Origin of the sequence: Lactiplantibacillus daowaiensis (assembly GCF_005405085.1) — a bacterium.
In the GTDB taxonomy this organism is placed as follows: domain Bacteria; phylum Bacillota; class Bacilli; order Lactobacillales; family Lactobacillaceae; genus Lactiplantibacillus; species Lactiplantibacillus daowaiensis.
In genome coordinates this window covers 227,794-253,078 of sequence record NZ_BJDJ01000001.1, presented here as the reverse complement: position 1 = coordinate 253,078, position 25,285 = coordinate 227,794, and the positions used below count along the sequence as shown (strand labels likewise).

Annotated in this window: 18 protein-coding genes; 17 read left to right on the top strand and 1 reads right to left on the bottom strand. The window is 44.0% G+C overall.

The window, feature by feature from the left end:
* Positions 1-5 precede the first annotated feature (5 nt).
* The 5 genes from FFM75_RS01175 to FFM75_RS01155 all read left to right on the top strand — a co-directional run bounded on the left by FFM75_RS01175 (position 6) and on the right by FFM75_RS01155 (position 7,319).
* A complete protein-coding gene (locus FFM75_RS01175; RefSeq protein ID WP_137627361.1) occupies positions 6-1,601 on the top strand; it encodes an ABC transporter permease in 1,596 nt (531 codons plus the stop codon).
* A gap of 28 nt (positions 1,602-1,629) precedes the next feature.
* A complete protein-coding gene (locus FFM75_RS01170; protein WP_137627360.1) occupies positions 1,630-2,274 on the top strand; it encodes a TetR/AcrR family transcriptional regulator in 645 nt (214 codons plus the stop codon).
* Between the two features lie 332 nt (positions 2,275-2,606).
* Positions 2,607-3,797 (top strand): MFS transporter, encoded by a 1,191-nt coding sequence (locus tag FFM75_RS01165; RefSeq protein ID WP_137627359.1) that lies wholly within the window; start codon positions 2,607-2,609, stop codon positions 3,795-3,797.
* A 113-nt stretch (positions 3,798-3,910) separates the two neighbouring features.
* On the top strand, positions 3,911-5,512 hold the full coding sequence (locus FFM75_RS01160; RefSeq protein ID WP_137627358.1) for an acyl-CoA dehydrogenase family protein: 1,602 nt from the start codon (positions 3,911-3,913) through the stop codon (positions 5,510-5,512).
* A gap of 100 nt (positions 5,513-5,612) precedes the next feature.
* A complete protein-coding gene (locus FFM75_RS01155) occupies positions 5,613-7,319 on the top strand; it encodes an aryl-sulfate sulfotransferase (RefSeq protein ID WP_137627357.1) in 1,707 nt (568 codons plus the stop codon).
* 59 nt (positions 7,320-7,378) lie between these two features.
* Here FFM75_RS01155 and FFM75_RS01150 read toward each other — a convergent pair whose 3' ends face one another.
* Positions 7,379-7,897, bottom strand: a complete 519-nt coding sequence (locus FFM75_RS01150; RefSeq protein WP_137627356.1) for a folate family ECF transporter S component — start codon at positions 7,895-7,897, stop codon at positions 7,379-7,381.
* A gap of 316 nt (positions 7,898-8,213) precedes the next feature.
* Between FFM75_RS01150 and FFM75_RS01145 the strand changes: the two genes are divergently transcribed.
* The 12 genes from FFM75_RS01145 (at position 8,214) to FFM75_RS01090 (ending at position 25,075) form a co-directional block, all read left to right on the top strand.
* Positions 8,214-9,830 carry a DUF262 domain-containing protein gene (locus tag FFM75_RS01145; protein ID WP_137627355.1) on the top strand — a complete coding sequence of 539 codons (1,617 nt, stop codon included), beginning with the start codon at positions 8,214-8,216 and terminating at the stop codon, positions 9,828-9,830.
* Between the two features lie 202 nt (positions 9,831-10,032).
* Positions 10,033-12,270 (top strand): glycoside hydrolase family 31 protein, encoded by a 2,238-nt coding sequence (locus FFM75_RS01140; protein ID WP_137627354.1) that lies wholly within the window; start codon positions 10,033-10,035, stop codon positions 12,268-12,270.
* Positions 12,271-12,393: 123 nt separating this feature from the next.
* Entirely contained in the window at positions 12,394-13,401 is a 1,008-nt protein-coding gene (locus tag FFM75_RS01135) for a LacI family DNA-binding transcriptional regulator (RefSeq protein ID WP_137627353.1), read from the top strand.
* A 24-nt stretch (positions 13,402-13,425) separates the two neighbouring features.
* Positions 13,426-14,385: a LacI family DNA-binding transcriptional regulator gene (locus tag FFM75_RS01130; protein ID WP_137627352.1), complete on the top strand. Its 960-nt coding sequence runs from the start codon at positions 13,426-13,428 to the stop codon at positions 14,383-14,385.
* A 173-nt stretch (positions 14,386-14,558) separates the two neighbouring features.
* Complete coding sequence (locus FFM75_RS01125; protein WP_137627351.1) at positions 14,559-16,226, top strand: alpha-glucosidase; 1,668 nt, start codon at positions 14,559-14,561, stop codon at positions 16,224-16,226.
* An 18-nt stretch (positions 16,227-16,244) separates the two neighbouring features.
* The gene (locus FFM75_RS01120; protein ID WP_137627350.1) at positions 16,245-17,525 is read left to right on the top strand and encodes an alpha-amylase family glycosyl hydrolase; all 1,281 of its coding nucleotides are present in this window, start codon (positions 16,245-16,247) and stop codon (positions 17,523-17,525) included.
* 299 nt (positions 17,526-17,824) lie between these two features.
* On the top strand, positions 17,825-19,123 hold the full coding sequence (locus FFM75_RS01115) for an ABC transporter substrate-binding protein (protein WP_171001401.1): 1,299 nt from the start codon (positions 17,825-17,827) through the stop codon (positions 19,121-19,123).
* Positions 19,124-19,172: 49 nt separating this feature from the next.
* The gene (locus FFM75_RS01110) at positions 19,173-20,033 is read left to right on the top strand and encodes a carbohydrate ABC transporter permease (RefSeq protein WP_137627348.1); all 861 of its coding nucleotides are present in this window, start codon (positions 19,173-19,175) and stop codon (positions 20,031-20,033) included.
* Positions 20,033-20,851 (top strand): carbohydrate ABC transporter permease, encoded by an 819-nt coding sequence (locus FFM75_RS01105; protein WP_137627347.1) that lies wholly within the window; start codon positions 20,033-20,035, stop codon positions 20,849-20,851. Before FFM75_RS01110 ends, FFM75_RS01105 begins: the two co-directional genes overlap by 1 nt.
* Positions 20,852-20,882: 31 nt before the next feature.
* Positions 20,883-21,551 carry a hypothetical protein gene (locus FFM75_RS01100; RefSeq protein WP_137627346.1) on the top strand — a complete coding sequence of 223 codons (669 nt, stop codon included), beginning with the start codon at positions 20,883-20,885 and terminating at the stop codon, positions 21,549-21,551.
* 43 nt (positions 21,552-21,594) lie between these two features.
* A complete protein-coding gene (locus FFM75_RS01095) occupies positions 21,595-22,698 on the top strand; it encodes an ABC transporter ATP-binding protein (RefSeq protein WP_137627345.1) in 1,104 nt (367 codons plus the stop codon).
* A gap of 100 nt (positions 22,699-22,798) precedes the next feature.
* Positions 22,799-25,075, top strand: a complete 2,277-nt coding sequence (locus FFM75_RS01090) for a glycoside hydrolase family 65 protein (RefSeq protein ID WP_137627344.1) — start codon at positions 22,799-22,801, stop codon at positions 25,073-25,075.
* Positions 25,076-25,285: the final 210 nt, after the last annotated feature.

The following is a 25,285-nucleotide window of genomic DNA, read 5'->3' as shown; positions in this document are numbered from 1 at the left end:
TCACGATGGTTGGACAATTATTACGCCTTAACTTAAAGCGTGACCGTAACAAGCTACTCATTTGGATCGTCACGTTAGTCGGCCTGTTTACAGCAATTGCTGCGAAATTTGATGGCATCTATGGCACCCAGACAGCAATCGATACGATTGTTAAAACGTTAAAGATGCCGGCGATGGTTTCTTTGTTCGGGGCATTTACGGCCAAAGCACCTTATACGACAGCCAAGATTTTTGCGACTGAAATGGTGGTCTTTATGGCCTTAATTATGATTATCATGAATATCATGTTGGCGGTTGCTGGCACCCGTGGGGAAGAAGATGAGGGCTTACTTGAACTCGTCCGGGCCCATGCGGTTGGTCGGCAAGTACCGTTAGTGGCGACGACGATTGAATTGACGGGCTTAAATCTGGTCGTGGGCGTGTTATTTGGTGTTGGCCTCCAACTGGCGGGGATGCCGGGTGCGGATACGACTGGTAATTGGTTGATTGGCGCGGGGCTAGCTGCAATTGGCTGGATGTTTGGGATGTTGACGTTATTACTAGCACAAGTAGCTGATAGTGCTAGTGGCGCCACGATGCTTAGCTATGCGGTCTTTGGCGTGATGTATGTGGCACGGATGAGTACCGATGTCAGTCAGCCCAAGTTAACGTGGTGGGTGCCATTTGGTTGGATTGAAAAACTTAATATTTATCAAGCCAATGAGTGGCAACCCGTCTTCATGATGTTGTTATTTGGGTTAGTCTGTTTGAATTTGGCGATGTACTTTAATCAACGCCGTGACTTAGGTGCAGGCCTATTAGTCACGCGTCAAGGACGCGCAAAAGCGTCACCAGTTTTAATGGGACCGACTACGTTATTATGGCGGCAAAGTCGTGGTACATTGCTTGCTTGGGTCATTGGTAATGCGTTGCTCGGAATGTCATATGCGTCGATCTTTAATACCATCGGTGATTTAGCTAAAAGTAATCCAACGATTAAACAACTGTTAGGTGCTGCAGCGCTGGCAGCAGCCAATCGCGTCATTGTGAAGAATTTTATTGCCGTTTTGGCCATCGTGATGGTGGTGGTTGCCTTGATTCCGGCCGTTCAAACGATGTTAAAACTAGTTCATGACGAGAATAAAGGGTACTTGCATCAAGTTTATGCCACCGCAACGTCTCGCTGGCATGTTTGGGCGAGTTACACCGGTTTTGCGCTTGTAGAAGCGTTAGTGGTCTTTTTGGCTGGTTGTCTTGGCATGTATGCGATGGGGCGTTCAGCGATGAAAGATCCGATTAACTGGATCACGTATCAACATGTCCTTTTGGCTTACTTACCGGCAATGTTTGTGATGGTTGCAGCGGCGAGTTTATTAGTCGGTTGGTGGCCTAAAGGCCGGTATCTGGCTTGGGCGGGGGTCTTTTATGGCTTCTTTTCATTATACCTCGGTAATTTGATTGATTTGCCGAAGTGGGCCAAGCAGTTAACGCCATTAGGGTTCGTGAATAAAGTGCCCATCAAAGCCATTGACTGGTCCACGAACTGGTGGCTGTTAGGCTTAACTGTGCTAATATTGGTACTAGCAAGTTGGGGGTACCGGCGGCGTGATTTAGCGCAATGACGGGCCTTGATAGAAAGGAAGTCTCTGGATGGCAACAGTAGTTCCAAAAGATCCCGCAAAAGTGGCACGTATCATGCAGGCGGCCACCCATGAGTTTGCGCAGCACGGCTATGCTGGTGTTAAAACGGATCAGATTGCAGCGGTGGCCCAAGTCTCTAAGGGCTTGATTTTTCATTATTATGGCAGTAAGCAGGCCTTGTATTTTGCAACGGTTCAAACGGCGACGGAAACCATCATGACCACAATTAATCCGCGGGCATTTGATGCGCCAGATGACTTGGTGACATTAGTGGTGCGGAGTACGAAATATAAAGCTGAGTTTGGTCAAAGTCATCCGGATGAAATGGCGGTCATGATTGAGGCTTATGGCAAGCTTGATCAGCTCCCTGCCAAAGCACGACAACAGTTGACTGCATTATACCGACAATCGATGCAAGTGATTCAAATGCAGATTGGGCATGTGGTCGATCAAATGGCGTTGCGCCCAGAACTTGATCGGACCTTAGTGATTAACATGATCATGGGGGTCTATAATCAAATTTTTACCGAGTTTCAGGCGCAGATGCATTTGCACCCCGAGATGAAAACCATGACGGATGCACAGTGGATTGTTGATCGAGCCAAAGCGTATATGCAGATTTTAGAATATGGATTTGTAACACCGGTGAAATAATTAAAAATGAACGGCTTAGGAGCTGAATCCTAAGCCGTTTTACATTGAACTGATAACCTCTGGCTATCGGTTCAATGCCTAGCTGTCATTAGACAGCTTTAGCGGGAGTGCTAAAATCGTAAGTGTAAAGATGATTGTGAAAAATATATCAAATGATGATGATTATCCTCCCAGCATGCGTCGTTTGCATGACACCACTGATAGCCGTTGGTTATTATTCTATTATTGCTTATTTTTGTAAGCGGTTAAATCAGTGCAATGGTGACAGTTATCACGTTAAAATTAACGGGTAGGTGAGTGACATGGAACTTAAGGAAAAGCAGGTTGTGAACATGAAACGGAAACAGTATTTACCATTAGCCCTCGGCATTTACATTAATTATGCCATCTTAGGGATGGCAACGATCATTGTGTCGCAGTACGGGACTCAATTTCAAGCACTCTGGCACACTGATGTTAAAGGGATTTCTACAGTCATTGCCATGATTGGGATTGGCCGGTTATTAACGATCTTAATCGCCGGTTACTTGTCAGATCGACTTGGACGCAAGGGCACGATGTTGATTGGGATGGTTGCCCAAATCGTGTTCTTACTAGGGTTATTCTTTAGTACGAATTTGATCAGTGCGTGTGTGGCGGCGTTGTTTATGGGTGTTACCAACTCTTTTGGTGATACGGCGAGCTATCCGGCATTGACTGACGCGTTCCAAGACCAAGCAGCTAGCATGAATTCATTGGTTAAAGCGGCAATGTCGTTAGCACAATTTGTTTTACCATTTATCGTTGCTGCACAACCAGATTCTAAAGTCACACTAGTTGCCATGGTCATTATCATGGTCTTAGATATCGTCTTGATTGCAATGGCGGCGTTTGCCCCACAAACCATCGTTAAAAAGACGGTTGCGCAACCAACCCAAGTGGCGGCGACCCCAACTGATGGCCCGAAACCATCAATGTTGATTGATGGCAGTCTGCTAATTGTGATTGGCTTTACATTATCTTTCACATTCTATATCTTCTCGCAATATGCGCCTAACTTTGGGAGCACCGTGTTAAAACTAGGTGCCAATAGTTCGAAGTCCTTAATTTCATGGTATGCCAGTGCTTCATTGATTTCAGTCTTTATTACGTCATCATTAGTTACGCGAGTTAAACCGATCAAACTAATCTTCGTTTATACGTTAGTTTCATTCTTGGCGTTACTCCAAATGGTTATGATGCCTAGCGCAGATGGGGCCCGGTTAACGGCGGTCGTGATTGGCTTCTTTGCTGCTGGTGGGATTTGGCAACTTGGTTTGACCTTATTAAGTCAATACTTCCCAGCTCAAAAAGGAAAAGTCACGGGCTATTATAGTTTTGCGACGGCATTGACCTTCTTTGTGGGCCCATTAGTATCAAGTTTCATTATTAATGATACGGCGGTCAGTGTCTTACATGTCTTCCAAATCGATACGGCAGTTACCTTATTAAGTTTGATTATTGTCATTGTTTTAATGATTCGGAATCGACGTTTTTCAATCTAAGCGACCAATTTTTCGGTCGGACCTTGTGTCCGGCCTTTTTTAGTAGTTATATTATGAAAAAACTGTGGTAAATTAGAGTTAACTTAACAGCAGACGAAAAAGAGGATACCGATATGGAAATGAATTTAACGGCCGACCAACAGGCATTAGTTAAGCAACTGGAAACCTTTACGGCTAAACACATTGCGCCGCTGGATCATCAAATTGATCAGACGGGTGAATTCTCGCAAGCAGCTTATGAGTTATTGATCCAACAAAAAGTCCCCCGGTTAGGCATTGCCAAACCTTACGGGGCTGGTTTGAGTGCCCAAACACGGACAGTAGTCTTGTCGACTATTGCGCGTGGTTCAGCGAGTTTAGCGGTGATGCTAGAAGGCCTTTGGAAAGCTGCTGATCAAATCGATCATTATGGGACACCAGCGCAAAAGAAACGGTACTTGAGTGCTGCCAATGATCACTTAATGGGTTTTGCGATTACTGAACCAAGTGGTGGGAGCTTACGCGGGGTCAAATCGATGGCCGTTAAAACGGACACTGGCTGGACACTTAATGGTGAAAAGGCCTTTGTGACTAATGGTGGTCAAGCAACAGCGTATGTGGTCCTCGCCCGTGATGACCGCGGCGAATTTGTGACGTTTATCGTCAATACCACGATGCCTGGCGTTAGTGTCACGGCGAAGCAAACCACGTTGGGCTTACGGGGCACTTCTGTGGCGGGGTTACATTTTAAGGATGTCCAACTGACGGCCGCAGATATGTTAGGTCGCCCAGGTCAAGGCTTGGCGATTGCGCGGCGGAATCAAGCGATTGCCCGTATCTTTATGGGGGCGATTTCAGCCGGAGTGATGGAACACGCACTAGATTGTGTCAAAATGTATGCGGCTAAACGCGAAGTGGTTGATGGGACGTTAAATACGATTCCGGCAGTGCAAACGAAAGTCGCCAAAATGACGATTCAAAAGCGGGCTGGTGAGTTATTGGCTTTAGATGCGGCGAGTCAAGTTGATCAACACGTCGACTTTGAAGCTGCGGCGACGATGGCCAAGTTATATGGCGGGCAACAAGGCTTTGATGTGACCAATCAGGCCATTCAAATTGTCGGTGGCTTGGCCTATACCCATGAGTTTCCCTTAGAACAATTGTTGCGCGATATGCGGGCGATGGATCTAGCGGAAGGCTCGACTGAGTGGATCATGCAAGACTTAGGGGCCTTAGAACTTGGGGTGGCGGACCATCAAAATGCCGTCGATAATCGACCAGTTCCAATGGCTAAACGGGTGGAAACGTCAGATTTACATCGAATCGTCAAAGAATTGCATTTAACTGAAGATGTGCCTGTTAATGTTGGTAATGTGCGGACCGCCAAACGCATTATTGCGCTTGGTCGGGGGGCTTTGGAACCAACGGTCGTTTTACAAGCGCAACAATTGGCCAAATGGATTGGGGCTGCGATTGCGGTAACCCGGCCATTAACGACGTTGGAGCAATTTAGCGTGGAACAACAAATTGGGCTTGGTGGCGCAACCGTTACGCCGGAAGTTATTTTGACGATTGGGATCTCTGGTGCGGATCAATTTGTCATTGGGATGGTCGGTGCTAAGCATATTATTGCCGTCAATCAAGATGAGACCGCGCCAATCTTTAAAGTGGCGCAACATGCTTATGTCGGAACATCTGGTGACTTCTTAGCTGGCATGTTATCGGCTTTGAATTAGTTGTCGGTGGCTTAGTTTTTCTGATATGATTAATTTTATAGTATAAAACAATTGGCTTGAATATACGGAAATTAATTAAAAAGGGAAATGGTGATTAAGCATGAAACATGATTTACGGCGCCGACCTTGGCTTGTCGGCGGCCTAATTATTATTGTCTTAGCGCTAGTTGGGGGCACGTTGTATTGGCAACAGTCTCAAGCAAAGCCAGTTAAGGATGTCGCCCAACACGCCAAACAAGTCGAAGACTTAGGTGGGTTGTCGACCGCTACCATTAAGAAGCGGCTACAACCAACGTTGTCCACGACCGGGATTACCGAAACGCAGACATTAACGGCTAAATATACGAAGACGCTCAAGTCACTTTCAGCGGGTGCGGCCGCCAAAGTGATTACGAACCCATACAAAACGAGTCCGTTATCAGCGTTGATTTTAGTTAAGACCAAGCAAGCCACCCAAGTGACGACTGAAGTAGTGGGTGATACTAAGGCCACTACGTTGACGCATACGATCAAGGGTTATCAAACGAGTCACAAGATTGGTGTATTAGGGTTATATGCTAACCGGACCAATCATGTTAAAGTGACTTATACGACTAAGGCTGGGAAAAAGACAACCAAGACGTATACAGTTAAAACCGGTAAATTGCCAAGTGATATTGGGACCAATACGTTAAAGACGAGTACGCCAAGTAAGATGTCACTAGGGACAGGGAACACTAAGCTGACCTTTGCGGTTAGTAGCCAAGGTTTAACCTATGGCTTAGATGCTAAGGGCCAAGTCCGGTGGTATGCGACGAATAAGATTTCACACGTCTTTAAACAATTAAAGAACGGTCAATTGTTAGTTTTGACGAAAAAAGCCACAAGTGATTCGAAGTATAATGCGCTACGAATCACCGATTATTATGGTCGAATCTACAAGCAATATAACTTCAGTGGGGTCTTTCCAACTAAGACTGATCCAAAGAAGACCGCGGTTAACACGGTGATTCATCATGATGCCATTGAAATGCCGAATGGCGACTTCTTGTTGACGGTGGACGATGGTAGTTCAAAGTATGTTGAAGATACCATGATTCAAATTGATCGTAAAACCGGGAAGATTAAAAAAGTCATCGACTTAAAGCGGGTCTTATTCAAGAGTGCTTATACGAAATATGATGCGACGACCCGTTCTGATGGTAAGTTAGATTGGTTCCACCAAAACTCGATGGTTTATGATCAAAAGCATAACTTGTTAGTGGTCTCGGGACGGAACCAATCCATGGTCTTAGGCTTAAACTACAAGACCGGTAAGTTGAAGTGGATCTTAGGGGCCAATGAACAGATTCCTGCTAGCTATCAAAAGTATTTGGTGAAGTCAGCTAAAGGAACGACCTTCCAATATAATGGTGGGCAACATGCGATTAATATCGTCGGTGAAGCTGACGGTGGTAACGTCTTACATTTGGAATATTATGACAATAATGTAGCTGTGACTCGTGGGGACCAAGCCACGAATAAGAAATATTCGATGGGGACTGAAGTTAGGTTGAACCAAAAGCAAAAGACGGTCAAAACAACTTGGTCTTACGGTAAATCACGTGGGACGGCCAACTTCACGAATATTGTCGGGAGTAGTTATCGAGTCGGTCAAGGCAATACATTGATTGGTTTTGGTTATGCCGATAATGGGAAGCGCAGTGAGTTTGTGGAAGTCAACCGCAAGACGAACAAAGTGGTCTTTGATGTGAACCGGACCAACTTTAGTAGTGGCGACTGGTCTTATCGGGCTGAACGTTTGTCATTGTATCCGAGTGGAAATTAATTGAATTTAGGTAAAAAGCGTAGCCAACGTGGCTACGCTTTTTTAGTGGTGTCAATGGCTTAGTGAAGATTAAAGCGCTCAGTTAGTTGGTTCAAAATGGGTACTTTAAATAAGATAACCAATATGGCCGTGTAAATGATGATCGTGACAACTTCTTGAATAAATCGCGTTGTTAATAAAACCGACCAAGGTGTGAGGTACATCAGATGTAACCACAAGCTGTTTAAAAACAAGTTCAAGATAAATGTGACAATAAAGTTGGCGATGAGAATACGCGTTAAAGATGTTTGGCGATAAAACGCATAGCCAAAGACGAGTCCGGTTAAAAAGGCGGTCAGGATAAACCCAGGGAAAAACGTGAACTTTGGAAATAACAGCATACCTAGAAAGTAAGCTAACGCGGTGCTACCGGCCGTAATTAGTGGTGGAAATAGTCTGGCCGTAATAGCAACAATGATAAAAGCGAAAGCAATCTTAGTGGTTAGAAATTGAATGGATAATAAACTGCCTAAAACAATTTGCATGGCGGTTAAAACGCCAAGTAAGGTTAGTGATTTGATGGATGAATGTGTTGTCACGAAAATGTCCTCCTAAGCGATTGTTAGTGCACGTAGTATAACGATAATTTTAATAGAAGACCAGGGTGTTGATAGGCTATAAAAAGTTGCTATAACGATATTTATAATAATCCAGTACATCTTGGTGCTTATATTTATTGAAACAATTAATTAGTAGTTTCGGAGATTAAAAGTGGTTCACATTAAAAAGAAAATATTTTGAATTATTGTTGCTGCTAGAACCATCAGAATAGTGATGCTAAATTAAGATTAAAAAAATCTAAGCAATAATTTACGTAATTAACTGATGTAACATCAAAAACTAAAGGAGTTAATTATGGCTGGAAATCTATCTTTTACACAATATAGTTTAGAAGCACTTTTTAAAGAAGTGACTAATATGGCGATTCCGATTTATCAGCGTGGTTATGCATGGGGGGCTGATCAAGTTGATGATTTGTGGAATGACTTAATGGAAGTAATGGATGATAATCAAGTTGATCACTTTTTTGGTCAGATTGTCATGAACAGTAGTAATGAGAAACAATATATCATTGACGGTCAACAGCGGCTAACAACGGTAACTATTTTCTTTGCGGTGATTCGTGATGCACTATTGGCGCTAGCTGAAGCTGATGATCAGAATGGTTCTGAAGCGAAAATTCGTGCCAATGATTTACAAGAGGACATTATCGGAAATCGGCTGCACTATCATTTAGTACAGAGTGATTCAGTGCGAGCTTACTTCGATAAGTATATTCAGACACCACAAGCTTTTGTTAATGCACCGAAAACACAGGAACAATCGCTCAAGAATATTAATCAGACGTTTACACTGTTACAAAAACACGTTGCAGAGATGTTACATCAGTTTAAAACTAGTAATGAACGTTTGAACTATTTAAAGATGTTGTATAAGCATTTGACACAAAGCTTTTTTGTAATCACGATTGTGACACCGGATGAGGCCGCGGCTTTTGTTATTTTTGAAACGCTAAATGCTCGTGGTCGTGACTTAAATGCTAGTGATTTATTGAAGAATCATGTTTTTCGAACTGCACAATATGAGCTAGAGACGGTTCAAACGACTTGGAATCAGATGATGGATCGGTTGAATAATGATTCCGGAATGACAACGCGTTTTATTCGGGCTTATTGGAACGCAACACGTAAATTTGCAACAGAAAAGGCATTGTATAAAGCGATTCACAGTAGGATTGGAACTAGTAGTGATGCCATAACATTTGCAGAAGAGTTGAATAGGCTGGCTGATGTGTTTGTTGCGATGACGAGTCCTAAAAATAATGCTTATTTTGAAGATGAACAAGTTATTGTCATGTTGGGTGTATTGAAAGATATGGGTGGCAAAACATTTTATCCGCTGGTTTTAGCAATGATTAAAAATGGGTTTACTGAGGCAGACTTGTTACCGGTATTACACAAGATTTATAGTTTCATTGTTTACAACTTTACGGTTGGTGGCTTAGTCGCTAATAAATATGAAAAGATGTTTTCCATGATTGCTGAACAAGTAAATGATCATCGGTTAAAAACTGTTGTTGAAATCAATGAAGCAATTGCAGTAGACATGCTGTCAACGTCTCAATTTAAAGCGAGTTGGGCGCACTTTCAAGCCAAGACTGAAAAGGTTGCGAAACATTTGCTCTTTGAGACTTATTATCAAGCTGAACAAGATTTAATTGATATTAATGCGGTTAAGGTCTTAACACTTAATGAACATATTGAAAATGCCAATCAAATTGGCAATAAAGTATTGGTCACAAAAGAAGAGAATGTCCGCATTCGTAAGCAGAATCAGCCAATAAATGAAGTTTTAGCGGAATCAAAGCTTGCAAGTACACGAATGATGGCTAAGGTTAAACAAATGGATGATGACTTGGTCACACAACGCCAACTATCAGTTTTAAATACAGCTGTGAATGTCTGGTGCTAATCTCCAAATGCCCGCAAATGCGGGTATTTTTTAGTATCATTGAAAATTACCCCTTTAAAATGAAACCGCTTTACATTACACTGGAAACGTTAACACGTTTGTTTAGCAATAAATACATAAGAACTTTACAACAACGTGGTGGTTGCATTAAACCGTCGTGTTACGGTAATTGTAAGGTCATTTGTTGGAGGGGTATAACTATATGCAAGTCACAGGTAATCAAATCGTTGGCGACCATGCACGCTTTACCGTGCTGACCGATAAGTTGATTCGGTTGGAGTATTCAGCTAGTGGTCAATTTGAAGACCGGCATACGCAGGCCGTTCAAAATCGGAAATTTCCAGTGCCAGAATTTAAAATTTATCAAAATGAACATGGTCATCAGTTAGAAATTAAAACGGCTGGTTTTCACTTGTATTACGAAGGCGGGGCCTTTGCGGCGGACACCTTGATGATTGATGCGGCCTCTAATTATGGCGTGCACTACAGTCGCTGGTATTTTGGGGAAACGAACGAAAAAAATCTCAAAGGCACGGCGCGCACGTTAGACCGGGCTGATGGGGCGATTCCATTGGCGGATGGTTTAATGTCAAAAGATGGCTTCAGTGTGTTGGATGATTCCGACTCATTTATTCTTGAAGGGACGACCGCAACGGCGCGTGAACAGGCGGAGACTGATCTGTATTATTTTGCCTATGGTCGCGACTATCAAGCCACGCTCAAAGCTTATTATCAACTCACTGGTTTTCCGCCATTGGTGCCACGCTACGCACTGGGTAACTGGTGGAGTCGTTTTTATCCCTACACCCAAGCGGAATATTTAAAATTAATGCAACATTTCGATGAGCAGCAAGTCCCGATTGCAGTTACGGTGTTTGATATGAACTGGCATACGACAGCGATCCCCGCCAAATACGGGAGTGGCTGGACTGGGTATACGTGGAATCGTGACTATTTCCCTGATCCGGCCAAAATGATGACGAAACTTCATCAACAGGGCCGCAAAGTGACATTAAATGTCCATCCGGCGTCTGGTATTCGGCCTAGTGAAGCGTGTTATCCAGCGGTTGCGAGGCAACTCAAACTCGATACGGCCAACGAACAACCAGCTTTATTTGATTTGCAAAACGCGGCTTTTAAACAAGCTTACTTTGACCTACATCATCAATTGGAAGCGCAAGGCGTCGATTTTTGGTGGCTAGACTGGCAACAAGGTGGGGCGCGTGGTAAAACGCGCATCGATCCACTCTGGCTCCTTAATATTGATCACTATACCGATAATGCGCGTCAGCATCCCGGTGAAGGGCTAATTTTATCTCGCTATGCAGGTCCCGGTAGTCATCGCTATCCGATTGGCTTTTCTGGCGATACGGTGGCGTCATGGGCCTCACTACAGTTCCAGCCATACTTTACCGCGACGGCCAGCAATATTGGTTATACGTGGTGGAGTCATGATATTGGTGGCCATATGCGAGGCACTTACGACGGTGAACTTTCTTTACGCTGGCTACAATTAGGCGTCTTTAGCCCGATTTTACGATTACACAGTTCAAACAATATCTTTATGGGCAAAGAACCTTGGAATTACGACCAAACGATTGCGCCAGTGATGATTGATTTCTTGCAATTGCGGAGTCAACTTGTTCCTTATTTGGACAGTGCCAACTATCAAACCCACGCGCATGGGATACCGCTAGTGCAACCGATGTATTACCAACATCCTGAAGCGGCGATGGCTTACGATTTACCTAATGAATATCAATTCGGTCCGGCCATGATTGTGGCCCCGATTACGACACCAGCTGATTCGACCGCCAATTTGGGACAAACCAAAGTCTGGTTACCAAAGGGCACGTGGTATGACTTCTTTACTGGTTTGCGTTATCAAGGCGATCGCGTCTTTGAAGCTTACCGCGAAAAAGCCACTTATCCGGTCTTCGTGAAAGCCGGGAGCATTGTGCCGCTTAATCCAGATTATCTGGCGCCCGTTGATCAATTACCAACGAAGCTGGTCTTGAAGGTCTTTACGGGTACCGATGGTCACTATACATTAGTTGAGCATCAAGGTGATCAGTTAGCCAAGACCGAATTAACTTGGGATGAAGCCCACCAGCAGTTGACGATTGCTGTTAAAGTTGGGGCCGAGTTAATCCCAGCTGAGCGGCAATATCAAGTTGTTTTAGTTGGTGCGGTCGCGGACACTTGTACGCAAACGGCAACGACGGTTAGTTATGCGGATTATCGTCAAGTCGACCAACAATCCCTGGTGACGCAGCTCATCAAACAACGATTACAATTTGCTAAGCTGGATTTTGAAACGAAGCTCGCCGTATGGCAAGCTTACAGCGAGGCGGACGATCCTGCTAAAGTCATGAGTTATTTATCAACGGTTAGTGATCCAGCGATTAAAGGGATGATTGCTGAATTGATTGGTCGTTAACCGGCCAAACGGACTATCAAGCCGATAGTTCGTTTTTTATGCAATCTTTTTGCAACCGGTTGCATTAACAATTTCAAACCTTTACAATGTAGCTATGAAAACGGAAACATTGGAGGTAATCATATGGCGACGATTAAAGATGTAGCCAAGCTCGCAAAAGTCTCGCCCTCGACGGCATCGCGGGCGATGCACGATAATCCAGCAATTAGTCAAAAAACTAAATTACGGGTCTGGAAAGCCATGGAGTCACTCCATTACGCCCCAGATTTTAATGCGCAAAGTTTGGCCAACAAACGGAGTAATGCGGTTGGGGTGATTTTGCCAGTCGACCACCATGAAATTTTTACGAATCCATTCTTCTTAAAAGTTTTACGTGGGATTAGTGAAGCGTGCTATCATGCACAAACTATGGTCAATTTGGCGACTGGCTCGTCACAAGCAGAATTATTAAATAGTATCGATATTATGGTGACCCAAGGCATGATCCGTCGATTTATTGTATTATATTCAGAGAAGGACGATCCGATTTTAACGAAATTACGGCAGCTAAATGCGCAGTATGTCATGATTGGCAAGCCGTATCAGCTCGTTAACGAAACGCCCTACGTTGATAATGACAACATTTTAGCAGGTTCCGATGCGGCGCAATTTTTAGTTGATCATGGCCATCAAAATATTTGTTTTGTTTATAATGATTTAAAAAAGATGGTGCAAAACGATCGGATGCTCGGCTATCAGCGCGTGATGATGGATAACGGTTTGCTCATTAATTCATTTGAATTACCGGCCAAAGAATATCCTGGGGGACGGCAGCTGATCGTGCAATATTTAACGCAACATCCGGAAATCACGGCGTTTATTACGGTCGATGATATGTTAGGCTTGCGCATTCAACAAGTCCTGAAGTCATCAACGGTGGTTGAAAATCGCGATGTATCGATCATTGGCTTCAATAACTCAGTCTTTTCTGAAGCGGCGCATCCCGCGTTGACGTCGGTAGAGATTTTCCCACGTCGACTCGGTAATGAAGCGGCTAAAATCGCGGTCAGTCTGCAAAATGAGGAACATTTATCAACCAAATTAATCGTACCGCATCAAATTATTGAACGGCATTCAGTTGTAACGATGTAACACATTAGACTCGGGGGTGTAAGTGTGACGACATTAACGGATGTTGCGAAGCGGGCCAATGTGTCGAAAATGACGGTGTCGCGGGTGATCAATCACCCCGAACAGGTCCGTGATGAGTTAAAGCAGAGTGTTTTTGCGGCAATGCGGGAGCTGAATTATCGGCCCAACGTTGCCGCTAAGGCGCTGGTTAATAATCGAACACAGATTATTAAGTTGTTTATTTTGGAAGATATGGACACGACTGAACCATATTATATGAACTTACTGGCGGGAATCTCAAAAGAGCTCGGTAAGGAACAATACTCATTGCAACTGGTGACGGAACATAATTTTGATATTGGCGGATGCGATGGCTATATTGTCACCGGGATGCGCCATACGGATTTTGAGTGGCTGCAGCGATTAGAGCGGCCAGTTGTGTTATTTGGTGAAAACCGATTAGAACTCGATTATTGCGATACCAACAATACGTTGGGGACGCAAATGGCGACCGAATATGCGATCAAGCAAGGGTATGACCAGATTGAGTTTATCGGGATCAATGTTAAGGAACCTTTCGAATATTCACGTGAGGCGGGTTATTTGATGAGTATGCAAAATCATCAATTACCGACGATGATTCATCGCTTCAGTAACCATAGTCACTTAGCGATGGAATATATTGAAAGTCATTGGGCCACGTTGAAGACGAACACGTGCTATGTTTGTGCCAGCGACCGATTGGCATTTGGCATCGAAAAAGGATTAACGATTTTTAATGCACGGATTCCACAAGATTTTGGCATCATTGGCTTTGATGGGGTCTTTTTAAATCAAGTCGCCACGCCTAAGTTAACGACGGTGCAGCAACCGATTTTTGAGCTTGGGGTGCAATGTGCGCGCATGTTGCTCACCAAAATTGATAAAGATGGTCAATCACAGGGCATCGAACAATTAACGCCAACCTTGTCGATTGGTGGTTCGACGCGTAATGACCAGTTGTAATTGCTATTATTTGAGATTGAAGACGTCCAAGTGACGTCTTTTTTTGATACCCAATTGGTTAAAAGCTGTTACCGGTAACACGAATTACCCCCTTGTTTCCCGGTTTAATAATCGGTACGCTAAAGACATCGAAGTGAAAACGCTTCATTTACTGGAATGAGGGGGTAGCGGCCATGGGCAAGTGGTATGACCAGCAAGTGATTTATCAGATTTATCCGAAAAGTTTTCAAGATACTAATGATGATGGTATCGGGGATTTACGTGGGGTGATTCAACGAATCCCATATTTAAAGAAGTTAGGCATTACAACCGTGTGGCTAAACCCAATCTATGTGTCACCACAAGTCGATAATGGCTATGATGTGTCGAATTATTACGCGATTGACCAATCCTTAGGCACGATGCAAGATGTCGAAGACTTGATCGCCGCGCTGCATCAAAATGGCATGTATTTATTGCTAGATTTTGTCATGAACCATACTTCGGATCAACATCCGTGGTTCCAAGATGCCATTGAGCATCCGCAAGGGTTGTATCGGGACTATTACTTGTGGGCGGACGGGCCGAAGCCGGGCAAGTTACCCAATAATTGGGGCTCGTTTTTTGGTGGCAGTGTTTGGGAAGCTGACCCAGGTGCGACGGACCAGTATTATTTCCATTTATTTGACCGGCACATGCCTGATCTGAATTGGCGTAATCCTGAAGTTCGGCACTCAGTTTTAGAAATTGCGAAGTTCTGGGTCGATAAAGGCATTGATGGCTTACGATTAGACGCGTTTATTCATATTGATAAAGCGAACTTTAAACAAAATGTGCCGAATAATTCTGATCAGCCAACGGTCGCGGAAGAATTCTATGCGCATTTACCAAACGTGCAACCGTATTTAAGTAAGTTCTGTGGCGCTTTACGACAGTATAAACCTGACCTCTTCATTATCGGCGAGGCAGCTTCAGCGAGCCCAGAACTGTTGATTGATTATAGTCGCCCCGAAAATAATGAATGTAATGCAGTCATCACGTTTCGGTCCTTAGTTGATCGGCAAGACCAACTTGATGCACAATTACCGGCGGCTTTTCAACCAAAGGCATTAGATGTTGAAGGCATGAAACGCCAATTGACCACGATTCAAACCAAGCTCGCTGGGGTCAGCTTACCAGTCTTATATTGGAGCAATCATGACATGGCGCGACTGGCGACCCGGTATGCCAGCAAGCAATATCACGATCGTAGCTTGAAGTGCTTGGCGACGATGCTGTACTTACAACGTGGGTTACCCATTATTTATTATGGGGAAGAACTCGGGATGGAAAACTTAAACTTTACCGACTTAGCGCCGTTCAATGATCGCACGGTCAAGCCATTTTATGATCAAGCAATTGCCGCTGGCTATCCGAAAGCACAAGCGCTGGCCATGTTGAATGCGACGCATAAAATGGCCGCCCGGGGACCAATGCAATGGGCCGAAAACCAACCCCAGGCTGGTTTTTCTAGTGTGACCCCATGGTTAGCGGGACCGACGACTAGCACTGCGGTGACGAGTGAACAAGCCGATCCAACGAGCTTGTTGAACTTTTATCGTAAATTATTAAAGCTCAAGCAAACGGCGCTGTTTACCCAAGGTGATGAAGTGATTCAAGCCACGCCGGCGGGAATCTTCCAGTATACGCGAACACTGGGCAAAGTTACTGCTACGGTCACCTGCAATTTGACGGACCAAGCAATTACGATGACTAACCCAACGGCGACAGCGGTCCAACTGCTAGAAGGCAGTGTGACGCATGCTGGTGACCAAGCCACCTATCAACCCTGGTCATTAACGGTGACCAAAGCAAAGGCTTAACTTAAAGGAGAATGGAACATGGCTCAAAATACAGACTTAAAACTACGCGAACAACTTATTTATTCGATTTTTCCACGCAACTATACAACACAGGGGGGCTTTAAAGCGATTGAGGCTGACTTACCGCGTATCAAAGCTTTAGGTACCAATATCATTTGGCTGATGCCGATGTATCCGGTGGGTGAAAAAAACCGGAAAGGCGCCCTTGGTTCACCATACGCGATTCAAGACTATCGCAAAATCAATCCAGAATTGGGCACAAAGGCGGACTTTGTCGCATTGACTGAGGCAATCCACGCCCAAGGCATGCGGGTGATCATTGATATCGTCTATAATCATACGTCACCAGATTCCAAGCTATTAGCGGACCATCCAGATTGGTTCTTCCGTAAAGCTGATGGTAGCTTAGGTAACCGGGTCGCCGATTGGTCGGATATTATCGACCTTGATTACGCGAACCACGAACTTTGGGACTATCAAATCGAGACATTGAAACAATGGGCGGATTATGTAGACGGCTTCCGGTGTGACGTCGCCCCATTAGTGCCACTGGACTTCTGGTTAACGGCCCGCAAAGCATTGGCGGCCTATAAGCCAGGTTTGATTTGGCTTGCTGAAAGCAATGACCCGGTCTTCTTGAAACAAGTTCGGGACAACGGCTTTGAAGACTTGTCGGATAGTGAATTATACCAAGCGTTTGACATGGTCTATGACTACGACGTCTTAGATGATTTACATGCCACTGCGGCTGGCGAGCGAACTTTAGGTGAATTTGCCCGCATCTTAATGAAGCAAGATGTCACGTTCCCGAAGAACTATGTGAAGATGCGCTTCTTAGAAAACCATGATGTGCCGCGGGCTGCCAGCTATCTTAAGGATCCCCAAACCTTGCAAAATTGGCTCGCCTTCAATTTGTTTGAAAAGGGCAGTGCGTTGATCTATGCTGGCGAAGAATTCGGCAATGATCATTTACCAAGTTTATTTGATGCTGATCCAGTTCCATTGGCGGGGCCATTGAATTTAACGGCGACGATTCAACGGGTTGCTTCTATTAAACATAATCAACTCTTTGTTCAAGGGGCCTATACGGTCACCGCCTTAAATGACCAAGTGATGCGGATCCAATATCAGTTAGGTGATAAGTTGGCCCAAGGTTACTTTGCGTTACGACCTTTTGAAGGCGAAATTGCCTGTGACTTGCCAGATGGTCAATATGTCAATCAACTTACCGGAACTGATGTCACGGTCACACAGCAGCAGTTAACCTTGGCAAATGCACCAGTTATCTTGATCCAATAAACAACAAATCGTGATTTTTGATGAAAATAACCTAAAGTGAAAGCCTACACATAGCAATGGTATAGGCCAACATTTTAGGTTATTTTTGTGACCAGAATGTGGTGAAGTTATGAAATCCTGCAACCGATTGCACAAAATGTAATCGCCGTCAGCCTTGATATAACAGCATTCTTAAATCTGATACAAATCTTGTTATCGGTAACATTGTGAAAAGGGTTGCGAAACCGCTTTCAGATAGTCATAATTGTAATTGTCATAAAGGTTATGTATCTTAATAAAATTAAGTAGGGGGTAACATCATGACAATGGGATGGAAAAAGTTAGGCGTTTCAGTAATGGCCGGCGCAATGGCATTAACATTGGTCGGTTGTGGTAATAGCAATTCTTCAAGTTCGTCTAACAAGAAGGTTAAGATTACGATCTTACAAGGTAAGGTCGAATCAAACAAGCAATTTAAACAAATTGCGGCACGGTATCACAAGTTACATCCAAATGTAACGATTACAGTTTCTTCAATCGGTGGGGGTACCGATTACGATCCAGTTCTTAAAACCCGGATTTCTTCTGGGAATGCACCAACGATCTTTAGTTTAGCTGGTCCAGCCGATGTTAAACAATTTGCTTCTCAAGAAGCTGATTTATCTAACACGAAGGCCGCTAAAGCAGCTCAACCAGGTACCTTGGATGCAGTTAAATCTAACGGTAAGACCGTTGGGTTACCATTCAACGTTGAAGGTTATGGGTTGGTTTACAACAAGAAGATCTTCAAGAAGGCTGGCGTGGATGCAACTAAGTTGACCACGATGGCTAAGTTAACCGCCGCGGTTAAGAAGATTGATTCTCAAAAATCAAAATTGGGCATCAAAGGGGTCTTCTGCTTACCTGGTAAGGAAACCTGGATTCTTTCTGATCACTTAGCTAACTTGTATGTTGGTCAAGAATTCGGCGGCAATGCTTTGAAGATGTACAACTCTAAGAGCATGAAGTTCACGGCTAACAAAGAAATGAAGGCCATGATCGACTTACAAAAGAACTACTCTGTTGGTCCTGTCATGCAACAAGATTACTCATCACAAGTTAACCAAAACTTCTCACAAGGTAAAGTTGCGATGATTCAACAAGGGGACTGGATTTACTCAACTGTTGAACAAATCGACAAGAAGTTCGCTAAGAACGATATGGGTATGATTCCAATTCCTGTTAAGGGCTACGAAAACAAATTACCAGTTGGGACTTCACTCTACTGGGGTGTTAACAAGAACAAGTCAACTGCTGAACAAACTGCTGCTAAGAACTTCTTAGACTGGTTATACACCTCTAAAGAAGGTAAGAAGTTAGTTGTTAACAAGTTACACTTTGTTCCTGCATACAAAGGCTATGACGATGCCAAGATGCCAGATGCTTTAACTCAAGTTGTCTTCAAGTACTCACAAGCACACAAGACAATCGGTTGGGCCTTCCCTGCATACACTGGGACATCATGGGATCCAAATACGTTCCAACCAAACTTACAAAAGTATCTCTCAGGCAAGCAAAGTTGGAACACAACAGTTAAGAATTCTATTAAGGGTTGGAACGAACAACAAGCCTCGAAATAGTGTCCATTAGCTGAGTTTTAAACAGTATTTCAGAAGAGGGGATTTATTTATGAAGAATCGAAGCTTATCGTTCTGGCTCTTTTTGACGCCAACCCTCGTTGCGTTAGCATTAGTCGTCTTTATTCCGGCAATCATGGGTGTTTTCTATTCATTCACGAACTGGGATGGCTTGGGCTATACTGAGATGCTCGGTTTTAAAAATTACATCACTCTTTTCCATAATAGCGGCTTTATAGCCGCTTTATGGTTTACGATTAAGTTTGTAATTGTAACCGTTATCTTACTCAACGTGATTGGTTTGGCATTAGCACTACTTGTAACGCAAAAGTTCAAGGGTAACAATTTATTACGGACCGTCTTCTTCATGCCAAACCTAATTGGTGGGTTGATCTTAGGATTCATTTGGCAATTTATCTTTACTCAAGCATTTGATGCGTTAGGCAAGGCGTTCCATATGGCTTGGCTGACCGGCTGGCTGACCGATGCTAAGACTGGTTTTTGGGGCTTAGTTATCGTGACAGTTTGGCAGATGAGTGGGTATATCATGATTATTTACATCGCTTACTTGCAAAACATTCCAAGTGAAGTGATTGAAGCTGCTGAAATGGATGGTGCCTCACCATGGCAACGGTTCGTTCACATTACGTTCCCAATGATTGCACCAGCGTTCACTGTTTGCATGTTCTTAACGCTTTCTAACGGGTTCAAGATTTATGATCAAAACTTGTCTTTGACTAATGGTGGCCCTTACAAGTCAACCGAAATGTTAGCCATGAACATTGTTAATACGGCCTATTCCGAAAATAACTTCGCCTTGGCGGAAGCTAAAGCGCTGATCTTCTTCCTAATTGTTGCCGCAATTTCATTGTTGCAAGTTTACTATAACCGTAAGCGGGAGGTGGATCTCTAATGAAAAAAACAAGTCGTTTCTTTCTAGGAATTTTAGGTCTACTGCTAGGGATCATCTGGCTGTTCCCGTTTTACATGATTTTGACGAACTCGTTCAAAACGCCAAAAGGAATCTTTGCTTCCGTCTTGAGTTTACCTGGTAACGGGCAAGCCACGACGACTAACTACAACAATTCCTTTAAAGCATTGGACTTCATCTCGTCACTCGGCCATTCACTATTGATTACGGTCGTGTCAGTCTTAATCTTAGTCTTGTTTTCATCAATGGCGGCATACGCCTTACAACGGAACAAGAGTAAATTAAGTGGCGCCTTGTTAATGTTGTTTGTTTCCGCAATGTTGATTCCATTCCAAACGGTTATGATTCCTTTGACCGCGAACTTTGGTCAAGCACATATGCTTAATATGTGGGGATTAATGTTCATGTATTTAGGCTTTGATGCCAGTCTCTCGATCTTCTTATATCAAGGGACCATGGGCAGTATTCCAATTGCGATGGATGAATCCGCCGAATTGGAAGGTGCCAATCGGTTCCAAATCTTCTTTAAGATTGTCTTTCCAATGCTCACCCCAATTACGGTGACCGTCGGTATCTTAAACATCATTGCGATTTGGAACGATTACCTGTTACCATCACTGGTCTTACCACAAAATCAATACACGATTCCGCTACAAATGTTCTTCTTCTTCGGGCAATACACGAAGCAATGGCATTTAGCGTTAGCCGGATTGACGTTGTCGATCATTCCAGTCATTATCTTCTACATCTTTGCACAACGTTACATTATCAAGGGTGTTACTGATGGTGCGGTTAAGTAATTAAAGTCAATGAAGCGAAGGGAGGGTCCTAATGTTAAATTTACAATCAAAGTTTGGTCAAAAACTGACGGTTATAGGCAACTGGATTGCCGCGTTAGTCACGATTAACTTAGTTTGGTTTTTGATCAACTTACCCGTGTTAGTGATGTTGATTTTGGCGTTTAGTTTGCCAATGAATCAAACTTACGCGTTAACGATGAGTCTGGTCACCGTGATGTTAGTGGCCTTTACCGTCCCAGCCACAACTGCTGCGTATCAAGCAGTTAAAACGTGGCAAACGACTGATAGTGGGTCGTTTCTCCGCGCAACTGGGTTAGCTTATTTAAAAGCTTTAATGCACTGGCAGCCCAATGTGTTAATTGCGGTGCTGGCAAGTGGGTGGATGATCTTATTACGGGTCACCACCACTAATGTGATGTTACATGTTGTCACGTTAGTTGTAGGTGTCGTGTTATTAACACTTTGGAACGGATGGAATTACAGTCAGTTTGAATCAACTTCGGTCATTGAATTGGTGGTAGCCCACCCCTTTAAGTTATTGCTTTCAGCAGTAGCGACGATTGGGCTGTTTGCCATTAACTTTGAACTTCGATTAATCTTTTGCATCTTATTGTTTAGCATGTCTTTGGCAGCGCTAGCAACTTACCGCATTTTTAATCCGAGAATCAAAGCAACCGATGACAATCAAGCGACGAACTGATATTAAGCGAAATGAACTATGGAAATGAAGGAGCGTTTGCGTAATGGCTGAAATAAAACTAGAACATATTTATAAACGTTATCCTGGCAACGATGCGGATTCGGTAACTGATTTTAACTTAGATATTAAAGATAATGAATTTATCGTTTTCGTTGGTCCGTCCGGGTGTGGGAAATCAACAACTTTGCGGATGATCGCCGGGTTGGAAGATATTACTAAAGGTGATTTGAAGATGGATGGCGAAGTTATGAATGACGTCCATCCTAAGGATCGTAATATTGCGATGGTCTTCCAAAACTACGCGTTATATCCACAAATGACGGTCTTTGACAACATGGCTTTCGGGTTGAAGATTCGGAAGATGCCAAAAGATGAAATCAAGAAACGGGTTGATAATGCCGCCGATATTTTAGGGTTGACTGACTACTTACAACGTAAGCCAGGGGCCTTATCAGGTGGGCAACGGCAACGGGTGGCCTTGGGCCGTGCGATTGTCCGGGATGCCAAGTTATTCTTACTTGACGAACCTCTTTCTAACTTGGATGCCAAGTTACGGGTGCAAATGCGGACACAAATCGCCCAATTGCACCAACGTTTAAAGACCAACATGATTTACGTTACTCATGACCAAGTCGAAGCGATGACGATGGCCGATCGGATTGTTATTATGAATGACGGGAAAGTCCAACAAGTTGGGACGCCTGATGATTTGTATAACAAACCAGCTAATAAGTTTGTCGCTGGCTTTATGGGTTCTCCTTCAATGAACTTCTTTGATGCAAAGCTGGAAAACGGCCGCGTTTCAAATGGCAAGGGCTTAGATGTTGCGATTCCTGAAGGCCGTTTAAAGGTCTTACGGGATAAAGGCTACGAAGGTAAGAAACTTACCGTTGGGGTCCGGCCAGAAGATATTCATACCGAACAAGTGGCCTTAGAAGCCATGTCGGATGCTTTGGTTGATGCCAAAGTTGAAGTTTCAGAATTCTTAGGGACTGATTCAATGCTCTATTCACGGACCGGGGACACTGAATTTGTGGCTCAAGTTAATGCTCGTGATTATCATAAACCAGGCGAAGAAGTCAAAATGGCATTTGAAATGAGCAAGGCTCATTTCTTCGATGACGATACCCAAGTTACGATTGAATAATTCAAGCGTAGTGCGGTCACGTTAGATCTGCTGAAAAGAGTCTGGTGACAGGAATGTCTCAGGCTCTTTTTATCAGGGCCAATTAGGAGGACGTAAACGAATGAAACGAATTTTTGAAGTTGATCCATGGCACGTGCTTAGCCACGAATTAGTGCCAACGGATAAACGCCTACAAGAAAGTATTACTAGTATTGGAAACGGCTACATGGGGATGCGCGGGATGTTTGAGGAACATTATTCCAATGACACCTTAAAGGGGATTTACCTCGGGGGCGTATGGTACCCAGACAAGACTAGAGTTGGTTGGTGGAAGAACGGTTATCCAGCTTACTTCGGTAAGGTCATCAACGCAGTCAACTTCATCAAAGTCAACTTGACGATTGATGGTGACCAAGTTGATTTAGCTAAAGATAAAGTCAGTGATTTCACCTTAGATCTTGATATGCATAGTGGTATCTTACGGCGGTCATTCATTGTGACCAAAGGGGATAAGCGCGTGCAGTTCATGATCGACCGCTTTGTCAGTGTTGCCCAAAAAGAATTGTTCGATGTGCACTATAGCGTGCATAACTTGAGTGAAGAACCAGTGCAACTCGGGTTTATCTCCCAAATCGATGCGGACGTCTTCAACGAAGACGCGAACTATGATGAACAATTCTGGCAAGTCTTAGACAAGAGCCATGCCATCACTGGTGGTAGCATGGTCGCTGAAACTAAGCCAAACGATTTTGGCACCCCACGTTTTACTTTAGGGATGCAAATGATGCATAAAACGGATTTTCGGGGTGCAGCTGCACCGGAAACCGAAAAAGCCGTGACCAACATCTTCCGTGGCACGTTGGACGCTGACGAAACCAAGACCTTTGAAAAACGGGTCATTGTGGTGACCTCACGTGATTATGAAGACGTGACGGCTTTGCGGACCGGCTTAGCCCAAATCAGCGAACAAGTGGCAAGCCAAAGTTATGAAGACTTACGCCAAGCGCATACAGATCTTTGGGCTAAACGCTGGGAACTTGCCGATGTTGCCATTGATGGTGACGATGCGGCGCAACAAGGGATTCGGTTTAACTTATTCCAGTTGTTCTCAACTTACTATGGTGAAGACAGTCGCTTGAACTTAGGACCAAAGGGCTTTACCGGTGAAAAATACGGTGGTGCCACTTATTGGGATACCGAAGCCTTCGGGGTACCATTCTACTTGTCATTAGCTAAACCAGACGTCACGGAACACTTGCTCGAATACCGTTATAACCAATTGGATGGCGCTTATCATAATGCCCAAATGCAAGGCTTAGATGGCGCGTTGTTCCCAATGGTCACTTTCAACGGGATCGAATGCCATAACGAATGGGAAATTACCTTTGAAGAAATTCATCGGAATGGTTCCATCGCGTATGCCATCTTCAATTACACCCGTTACACGGGCGATACCACGTATTTGAAGACCAAAGGGATTGATGTTTTAACTGCGATTTCACGGTTCTGGGCTGATCGGGTCCACTTCTCTGAACGAAACCAACAATACATGATTCATGGGGTCACTGGGCCAAATGAATATGAAAATAATGTCAACAACAACTGGTACACCAACTTTATGGCGCGCTGGACGTTAGAATATACGTTGGCTAGTTTGAAGACGGTCGATGATGATAAGCGTGAATCACTGAACATCTCAGCGGCCGAATTGGCGAAATGGCAAGATATTGTTGACCGGATGTACTTCCCACATGATGACAAGTTAGGCATCTTTGTTCAAAATGACACGTATTTGGACAAAGATATCAAGCCAGTTTCCGCCATTCCAGCGGACCAACGGCCAATCAACCAAAACTGGTCATGGGATAAAATCTTGCGGTCACCATACATCAAGCAAGCCGATGTCTTGCAAGGGGTCTATTACTTCATGGATAGCTTTACCCATGAACAAAAGAAGGCTAACTTTGATTTCTACGAACCATTAACGGTTCATGAATCAAGCTTGTCACCAGCAGTTCATGCGATTTTAGCGGCGGACTTACATTATGAAGACAAAGCCGTTGAAATGTATGCCCGGACAGCGCGGTTAGACCTTGATAACTACAACAATGATACGGTCGATGGGTTACACATTACCTCGATGACTGGTTCATGGTTGGCAATTGTGCAAGGCTTTGCTGGGATGCGGGTTCGCGACGATACCTTATCGTTTGCGCCATTTGTACCGAAGCAATGGCAACACTATCAATTCCACGTTAACTTCCGGGGTCGCTTGTTGAAGGTGGCCGTGGATCAAAACGGGACGACTGTTGACTTAGTTAGTGGACAACCATTAACGATCGAACTTAACGGTAAGTCAGTGGAATTGGCCGATTCAGTGGCAAGTGCTACCAATTAATTTAGCTAACCTTTTTAAACTTGATCTCGACGTGTCCGAAACTTGTTGGGGTCAAGTCCCAAAACTCTAGAATGATGTTAAATTCATTCTAACCTACTCCTTGGAGGCCCGGAATTTCCGGGTCTCTTTTTATTTACAAGAGTGTGAGGACCGACGGGTTGCTCCTGAGCATAGCTACGCCAACGGTATAATGCGGGCTTGGCATTGTAT

Coding starts and splice junctions, on each gene's coding strand:
- FFM75_RS01175 (WP_137627361.1), top strand. CDS start 6: ATGGTTGGACAATTATTACGCCTTAACTTAAAGCGTGACCGTAACAAG.
- FFM75_RS01090 (WP_137627344.1), top strand. CDS start 22,799: ATGAAACGAATTTTTGAAGTTGATCCATGGCACGTGCTTAGCCACGAA.
- FFM75_RS01155 (WP_137627357.1), top strand. CDS start 5,613: ATGAAACATGATTTACGGCGCCGACCTTGGCTTGTCGGCGGCCTAATT.
- FFM75_RS01145 (WP_137627355.1), top strand. CDS start 8,214: ATGGCTGGAAATCTATCTTTTACACAATATAGTTTAGAAGCACTTTTT.
- FFM75_RS01095 (WP_137627345.1), top strand. CDS start 21,595: ATGGCTGAAATAAAACTAGAACATATTTATAAACGTTATCCTGGCAAC.
- FFM75_RS01140 (WP_137627354.1), top strand. CDS start 10,033: ATGCAAGTCACAGGTAATCAAATCGTTGGCGACCATGCACGCTTTACC.
- FFM75_RS01105 (WP_137627347.1), top strand. CDS start 20,033: ATGAAAAAAACAAGTCGTTTCTTTCTAGGAATTTTAGGTCTACTGCTA.
- FFM75_RS01115 (WP_171001401.1), top strand. CDS start 17,825: ATGACAATGGGATGGAAAAAGTTAGGCGTTTCAGTAATGGCCGGCGCA.
- FFM75_RS01160 (WP_137627358.1), top strand. CDS start 3,911: ATGGAAATGAATTTAACGGCCGACCAACAGGCATTAGTTAAGCAACTG.
- FFM75_RS01110 (WP_137627348.1), top strand. CDS start 19,173: ATGAAGAATCGAAGCTTATCGTTCTGGCTCTTTTTGACGCCAACCCTC.
- FFM75_RS01170 (WP_137627360.1), top strand. CDS start 1,630: ATGGCAACAGTAGTTCCAAAAGATCCCGCAAAAGTGGCACGTATCATG.
- FFM75_RS01100 (WP_137627346.1), top strand. CDS start 20,883: ATGTTAAATTTACAATCAAAGTTTGGTCAAAAACTGACGGTTATAGGC.
- FFM75_RS01120 (WP_137627350.1), top strand. CDS start 16,245: ATGGCTCAAAATACAGACTTAAAACTACGCGAACAACTTATTTATTCG.
- FFM75_RS01135 (WP_137627353.1), top strand. CDS start 12,394: ATGGCGACGATTAAAGATGTAGCCAAGCTCGCAAAAGTCTCGCCCTCG.
- FFM75_RS01125 (WP_137627351.1), top strand. CDS start 14,559: ATGGGCAAGTGGTATGACCAGCAAGTGATTTATCAGATTTATCCGAAA.
- FFM75_RS01165 (WP_137627359.1), top strand. CDS start 2,607: ATGAAACGGAAACAGTATTTACCATTAGCCCTCGGCATTTACATTAAT.